Origin of the sequence: Bradyrhizobium sp. 197 (assembly GCF_023073375.1) — a bacterium.
In the GTDB taxonomy this organism is placed as follows: domain Bacteria; phylum Pseudomonadota; class Alphaproteobacteria; order Rhizobiales; family Xanthobacteraceae; genus Bradyrhizobium.
Genome location: NZ_JADPJJ010000141.1, coordinates 21483 through 27968 on the forward strand (window position 1 = coordinate 21483; position 6486 = coordinate 27968).

The following is a 6486-nucleotide window of genomic DNA, read 5'->3' on the forward strand; positions in this document are numbered from 1 at the left end:
GATGATTACCGCGGCGACGCGCTGCTCACCGGAAAGTTTCTCGAATAGGTCGAGATCGTAGCGGAAGTCGACACTGTCCCGGTCCCGTTCGGGGTAGCCCCATCGCGGGACGGTCCTGCAATTGCCAGTCGTGCCAACCGTGATACCCGCTGGTAAGCACCAGATTCGTACCCATGTGCGCGCGAGCTAGGCGGATTGCGGCGGTCGTAGCGCAGGAGCGGGTGCGGAAAAACAACGAGCGTTGCGCTCGTGGGAATATCTCCGCGAGCCGTTCGGCCAGCTCGATCCGGTGCACGGACAATGGCCCGGGCAGGATGCCGCCGGTGCGGCGCAGCTCTGAGACGACATGATCGACGACCGGTTCATATCCGGCTCCGAGCGGTGCAGCTCCACCACAGGAGGTGAGATCCACGTATCGTCTTCCGTCGACATCCCAGACATGCGCGCCGGAGGCACGGCTCATCACGAGGGGAAAACGCCGATTGAGATCCCATTTCTCTGACGCGGTAACCCGTAAGGCACGGCGCAGTGCCGATTTGTGCGTATCCGTCACCGCCAACGTGGCATGGGGCGTGCTGAGCATAAGAATTCTCCGGTCTCAGCCGATCAGGCCAGTTGCGTGATGATTCTGCGCGCGATCCGCAGCGCATTCGCCTGAATGGTGAAGGTCGGGTTGACCCCTCCGGGATACGGGAAGAACCCGCCGTCCGCGACGTAGAGATTGTCGATGTCGTGCACGCGACCCCAGCGGTCGACCACGGACTCCCTTGGATCATTCCCCGCTCGACAGCCACCATGCAGATGACCGCTACCGAACTGATACATGGACTCCTCGTAAGCGATCTTTTTCACGCCCGCCGCAGCAAGCAGGTCCGACGCGCGCCGGGACAAATAACCTAATCGCCGCTTGTCCAGTGAATGAGTCCGGTATTCGAGAATGATGTTGGACAAGCCTAGCTGATCGTGACTGTTAGCTAGTCGAACCGCGTTGCTGCGCATAGGTTGGTCGGCCGCTAGGAAATGCACTCTCAGCGTGACGTTTCGGCCACGGACCTCCCGCTGTGCCGGACTAGCTTCGTAAATAAGTCCGCCTAGCCCGGAGGGTGCCTCGGCGTCGAGGTAATGATCGGTCATTGCAACGGTTGAGAACGGCCCGCCGGGCGGATGCGAAGGCACGCGGTCGATCGTGACGGTGCCAGACACGTAGCCGCTGACCTTGAAGCAGATGCCGCGCCCGAGCATGCCACTGGCGTTGCCGATGCCGTTAGGCGCCGCTCGCTGCGCTGAGCGTAGCAACAAGGCGGCAGATTGAATCGCATTGCCAGCGAGCACCACGCAGCGGGCGCGGACCCGGGCGCGGTGCCGAGTGAGCACGTCCAGCCATTCCACGGAGTCCGCGCGGCCAAGGCTACCAAGCGCGATATGTACAGCTTTGCTGCCAGGGGCGATCGACAGCGCGCCCGGCGGCAGGGAGACGTCAGTGAACGAGGACCGCGCATCGGCCCGCGCGCCGCTTGGACAGAGGTGTTCGTTACAGGGGCCGCAGCGGTCACAAGCCGCGTGGCCGCGGTACGGGATAGAATTGATTGCCAGCGGGGTGGGAAATGGCAGCCGGCCGAGACGTCCGCCCGCAGTCGCGATCAGTTCGCCCTGCAAGCTATATCTGTGCGGCGGCAGCACGGCGGGATCGCTGGGGGGCTCGAGCGGATCGGCACCAGCTAGTCTAGCTATCCCGATCCGCTGTTCGAGCTCCTCGTAGTAGGGACGTAGTATATCGTAATCGACAGGCCAGACCGGATCGAGCGCGTCCGCGGCGACATGCGCTCTCGCGTCGAAATCGACGGTGCGATAGCGGAATGCGATGCCTGCGTACAATGTCAACCCACCGCCGAGCGCCGAGACTGTCCAGGGTCGACCCAACGGCCTCAATGTACCGGTAGGAGCGCGCGCCAGGGCGGCATCATCGACGCCGTTTCGAACCGTTGCCAGTGAGGCACCGGCGGGAAGCGTCCGGCCTGCTTCGAGGACGAGCACCCGGAATCCTTTTCGGGCGATCTCGTGGGCGACGATTGAGCCACTGGCGCCACTGCCAACTACACATACGTCAACGGACTTGGACGTCATTGTCCCACCTGTCGCAAGAGATAGCTGCTAGAAAGGCTGCTTGTGCTGGGGGATGATCGCAAATGGCGGACCCTGCATGGTCGGGGGTGTCGCCAGACGTGTCCCATCAAAGCTCATGTAATCGTACTCGAATTTCAAGGACCAAGCAGGCGTGAGCGCTTGCTCAATGCCGGCTCCGACGGTCCAACCGAAACGGCCGTAATCGAATTGCGTGACGTGCCGCGGAAAGCCGGCAAAGCTTTCATCCCAGAATTCGTTGTTGTTGGCGATCTCGCCGCGATTGTTTTGCCAGGCCACCCCTGCCTTGACGTAGCCCAGCGTGCGGCCCTGCGGGCCAAACGCGTAGCCGACACGAGCGGTCCCTGAGACAAAGACGTTTGGACCTGCTTTGCAGGTAGCAATCACGACATTGCCTGAGAAGGCAAGGCAGCTGTTCGTGCCATCGGAGACAGCATGGCTCGCGTCTAACTCGGCGCCGAACACCCAGCCATTCGTCTGCCAATTGTAGCCGATCTGTCCTCCGGCCAGAAACACAGGCGTGTTGACGATGTCGCCATAAATTGATGGACCGTAGGGGTCACTGAAGGAAGTGCGGCCATGGCCGCCGCCGCCGTGCACGCCGATATATCCTCCAGTCCAGCTCCACAGAGCCACTTTCATGGCCGGATGGAGATCCGCTGAATGGGCGGCGCCAGATGCGACGAGTGCAAATGCTGCTGCGCCCCAAAAAAGAACTCCAGATCCCATATCACCACTCAACAAACGACGATCTTCAATGCAGCTCGAGGCGTGCGTTGTGTTATCGCTTCTACGCCGCGTGTGGTGTGCAGGATCCGGGCCAGCGCGCGCTATGCACATTCCGGGTTTTTTTGTCGCGATGTCATCTTTCCGACAAGACCCGTTGTGATCGAAACAAGCCGTGCGTCTTTGGTGAAACACAACGCATGCTGTACGCGGCACCGCCGATCGACCGTTCCAGCCAACGCTCTTGCAAAAGGCGGTGATTGCTTCAATCTTCTTGCACCCGCGCGGTGAAATAGCAGTCCAAGAAAGTTCAGCTGAGATACATCAAATCGCAGCTGAATTGCTGGACATATAAACACCGATCGCAAACGCTATCTGGGCCGCGTGATCACAGCAGCAGGCTATGTCAGCTGGGAGGAGTTCATGGCCGACCAGGGGCGACTGGCAGATAACGTCTGCCGCTATGAGGCGGGACACTCTGACGTTCCGCGCAAGGGGCAGCTCTGTTACAACGAATTGCGATCTGCGGCCGTTGCGGACGGCGCATGAGCATGCGCTACACGGGCCCGAATGCCGATCATCCGGTCTATTGCTGCCGTTTAGATCGGGATCAGCAAGGCAGTGCACTTTGCCAGGAAGTCCGGACCTTTGGCGGTTGACCCGCTGGTTGAGCCGGTGGTCCTCGATGCCCTGGTGCCGGATCAGATTGAGATCGCACTCGCGGCGGCGGGCCAACTGGAGCAGGAGAGCCGTCAGCTCGGGCGCCAGGCGCTTCGGGTGGAGCGCGCCCGCTACGAGGCCGAGCGCGATCGGCGTCAGTATGACGCCGTAGAGCCCGAGAACCGTCTTGTGGCGCGCTCGCTTGAGCGGGTTTGGGAAGAGAAGCTGCGTGTCGTCGAGACGGTCGAGTAGCAGGATCGGTCATCCCCTCCGGAAGCGGCCAACTTGACCCAGCAGAGCGGGCGCGGCTCAGATAGCCGTACACAGCGCCGTTGCTGCCGACGCTCCGTGCGAAGGCCCGCTCCGGTGCGCCTTGAACATCCTTCAACCGAAGGACTTCCTTGATCCGGCGCATCGACAATCTCTCCGGTAGGCATTGGGCTTCCTCGTTAACGACGAGGTCATCCCTAAGCCGTAGAGTTGTCGGCCGAAGCGGCGCAAGCCTCCGAAAACCTTGCTCACGATCCCGCGAAATCGTTGCTCACGATCGTCTGAAACCTCTGCTCACCATCCCCTGAAATCCGCGCTCACGATCCTGCGAAACGCGCACGCATTGGATTTGGCTCGCGCCGATAAAGACCAGATGCTCCTGCGTTCCGAATGGCACTATCAGCGCTTCCAAGAGGAGGCGCTCAGTTGGCCAAGAACCAATCCGGGATGAAGAACGTGGCCGCGCGCATGGAGCACTGCCAGCTGGCTATTTGCCCCCCGGTGACGCCGCTAAAGAAGCCGGCAAAGACCGGTCAGCCGAAAATCTCCAAAAATCGCAAGCTGGCGCTAGGATTTCAGTTGCGGTCTCCCGCTGAGAAAGCGGTGACATACGACACACCCGAGCGCTTACTTGTGACTTATTTCGCCGCCGGCTTCATCATCGCTTCGACTTCTGCGCGAAAAGCCTGGCCCGATGCATCACGCGAGTAGAACATGAGGCCGCTCGGATAGACCGTGAGTTTGACGCGCGGCCCTGAGGCAAAGGCGGGCAACTGATCGAGCAAGAGCTGCGAGCGGAAATAGGGCGTTACGAGGTCGAACAGGCCGTGCCCGACCAGCACCTTCATTTTCGGATCCGTCGCAAGGATCTGGCGCAGCTCAAACAAGGACTGCGGGGGACCGGCGCCAAAATCCCAGGCGCGCGTAACCGCGGCGTTGCTCAACTTCATAAGAGCCATCTGGCCGCCAGTTCAGCTTGCGCGTCAGGAGATCGACGGCTGCACTGGTCAGCGGCGCCCGACGCGTCTCGCCCGAGGGATCGCCAAATCCGGGGCTACCGAAATCCGGATAGGGATCGAAGCCACGCACGGAGGCGTCGTAGAGGCCGGTCACCTCGCCGTTGTTGCGGTCGAGCTCGCGGCTGAATTCGGTGATACCGAAGCGGCCCCCGAGCCTGCGGCACTGTCTGGTCAATGCCGGTTAGCGTGGCGACCTTGTCAGCCAGCCGCGTGGTCGCCTCCTTGTCCACCTTGCCTTTGACGAGGTCGGTCAGGAACTCGCCGCGCGCGTAAGCTTCGACGTCGGCGAGATCGGTCCGCTTCACCGGTCCCTTGGCTCCGCGCACGGTCGCGACATAGCTCGGCAGCGTTGCGACGTATCGAAGAAGGCTCGTGCCAGACTCGCGGTAGTCAAACACGGGTGAGATCATGATCAGACCCTTGACGCGGACGCCCTGCTGCATCTGCAACTGGCGCACCACCTTTGGCCCGCGAATACCGCCATAGCTTTCGCCCGTGACATATTTTGGCGACAACAATCGGTCGTGCTTCTCGAGCCAGCGGCGGATCACCAGAGCGAGCGCGTTGACATCGCCGTCCACGGAAAAGAACTGCTTGCGGACATCCTCGCCGGTCGCCGCGAAGCGGCTATAGCGGGTCCCGACCGGATCGATAAAGACGAGGTCGGTGAAATCGAGCCAAGTCTCCGCATTGGGCTTCACCTCCGGAGAGGTCGATGGTGTGACCTCGTCGGCATTGATCGGCAGCCGCCAAGGACCGGCAGATCGGATGCAGCTTCTGGCGATGGCGATGGCCATATGTGTTTTGCCGGTGCCGGTACCGCCGACCAGAACGGCGTTACGTTGCTGGGCGATGAAGCCGCCGCCGGCGAGATCATTGGCCAGGGTCTGTTGATGGGGGTGCCTTCGAACTGGAAGTCCTCAAGGTCCTTAGCAAGCGGCAGCTTGGCGATGGTGAGCTGGTACTTGATCGAGCGGGCCTGCTTCTCGTTGATCTCGGCATTGAGCAGGTCGCCGACAATGCGTTGGGGTTCGTGCTGGCGTTTGATGGCGGTCGCCATGATCTCGTCGAAGGCAGCCTTCACGCCGTAGAGCTTGAGCTCACCCATGAGATCGAACAGTTGAGTACGCTCCATCAGATGGTTCTCCTGAGGTGGTCGTAACGAGCACAGTCGGCGATCGGGTCATGGCGCAATGTCAGCGCAACCGGGGTGAGGATGTTGGCCGGCGGCGCAGGATCACGCTGGCGGGCCAGAACGTTAAGCACGACATCGGCGGAATGAACGCCCTGAGCGATCGCCTCGGCACAGGTCGCCTCGACGGCCGGCAAGCCGTCGGTCAGAACCGCGTTGAGGATGTCGACCATCTGCCGGTTAAGGGCGCGGTGCACGCCGCTATTACGCAACCATGGTCCAATGGCCAAGTGGAAGCGCAGATCACTAAGCTCAAGCTGGTCAAACGGCAGATGTACGGGCGCGCTAAGCTCGACCTCCTTCAGGCAAGGCTGATTGGCGCGCCATAAAAACAATCACGATCATCGAATATGCGTCAGAGCCAATATTGGCTCTGACTCACTTTTGATGAAGTTCAGGCGCCGGCTCGCGTTGGTTTCACAAGGGAATCAACATGATGCAGCGAGCCCTGCGACCGTCGGCCCTGATCCCTCCTGG

At 61.2% G+C, this 6486-nt stretch carries 6 protein-coding genes and 3 pseudogenes; 2 read left to right on the plus strand and 7 right to left on the minus strand.

The features are described 5' to 3' along the window. Positions 1-25 precede the first annotated feature (25 nt). The 3 genes from IVB27_RS43845 to IVB27_RS31275 are packed head-to-tail and all read right to left on the minus strand — an operon-like array spanning position 26 to position 2784. Positions 26-583: an aminotransferase class III-fold pyridoxal phosphate-dependent enzyme gene (locus IVB27_RS43845; protein WP_524536528.1), complete on the minus strand. Its 558-nt coding sequence runs from the start codon at positions 581-583 to the stop codon at positions 26-28. A 23-nt stretch (positions 584-606) separates the two neighbouring features. Further along, positions 607-2124 carry an FAD-dependent oxidoreductase gene (locus IVB27_RS31270; protein WP_247446685.1) on the minus strand — a complete coding sequence of 506 codons (1518 nt, stop codon included), beginning with the start codon at positions 2122-2124 and terminating at the stop codon, positions 607-609. 27 nt (positions 2125-2151) lie between these two features. Further along, positions 2152-2784, minus strand: a complete 633-nt coding sequence (locus tag IVB27_RS31275; protein WP_247342327.1) for an outer membrane protein — start codon at positions 2782-2784, stop codon at positions 2152-2154. A gap of 635 nt (positions 2785-3419) precedes the next feature. On the opposite strand from IVB27_RS31275, the gene IVB27_RS31280 reads away from it, so the two are divergent. Then, positions 3420-3527, plus strand: coding sequence for a hypothetical protein (locus IVB27_RS31280; RefSeq protein ID WP_247446687.1), 108 nt, complete (start codon positions 3420-3422; stop codon positions 3525-3527). Next, positions 3517-3780: a hypothetical protein gene (locus IVB27_RS31285; protein WP_247446688.1), complete on the plus strand. Its 264-nt coding sequence runs from the start codon at positions 3517-3519 to the stop codon at positions 3778-3780. The genes IVB27_RS31280 and IVB27_RS31285 overlap by 11 nt, the downstream gene beginning before the upstream one ends. On the opposite strand, the pseudogene IVB27_RS31290 reads toward IVB27_RS31285, so the two are convergent. The 4 genes and pseudogenes from IVB27_RS31290 to IVB27_RS31305 all read right to left on the minus strand — a co-directional run. Beyond that, positions 3767-3943 (minus strand): annotated as a pseudogene (locus IVB27_RS31290) (IS21 family transposase); the annotation flags it as partial. The gene IVB27_RS31285 and the pseudogene IVB27_RS31290 overlap by 14 nt on opposite strands. A gap of 493 nt (positions 3944-4436) precedes the next feature. Further along, positions 4437-4646, minus strand: a complete 210-nt coding sequence (locus IVB27_RS31295) for a hypothetical protein (protein ID WP_247342330.1) — start codon at positions 4644-4646, stop codon at positions 4437-4439. 206 nt (positions 4647-4852) lie between these two features. Next, a pseudogene (locus IVB27_RS31300) lies at positions 4853-5952 on the minus strand (ATP-binding protein). Beyond that, positions 5952-6191, minus strand: a pseudogene (locus tag IVB27_RS31305) (IS21 family transposase); the annotation flags it as partial. The pseudogenes IVB27_RS31305 and IVB27_RS31300, both read right to left, overlap by 1 nt. Positions 6192-6486 lie beyond the last annotated feature (295 nt).

Bases quoted from the DNA above. Each gene is read 5' to 3' on its own strand.
- IVB27_RS43845 (WP_524536528.1), bottom strand. From the start codon at position 583: ATGCTCAGCACGCCCCATGCCACGTTGGCGGTGACGGATACGCACAAA.
- IVB27_RS31270 (WP_247446685.1), bottom strand. From the start codon at position 2,124: ATGACGTCCAAGTCCGTTGACGTATGTGTAGTTGGCAGTGGCGCCAGT.
- IVB27_RS31275 (WP_247342327.1), bottom strand. From the start codon at position 2,784: ATGAAAGTGGCTCTGTGGAGCTGGACTGGAGGATATATCGGCGTGCAC.
- IVB27_RS31280 (WP_247446687.1), top strand. From the start codon at position 3,420: ATGCGCTACACGGGCCCGAATGCCGATCATCCGGTCTATTGCTGCCGT.
- IVB27_RS31295 (WP_247342330.1), bottom strand. From the start codon at position 4,646: ATGAAGGTGCTGGTCGGGCACGGCCTGTTCGACCTCGTAACGCCCTAT.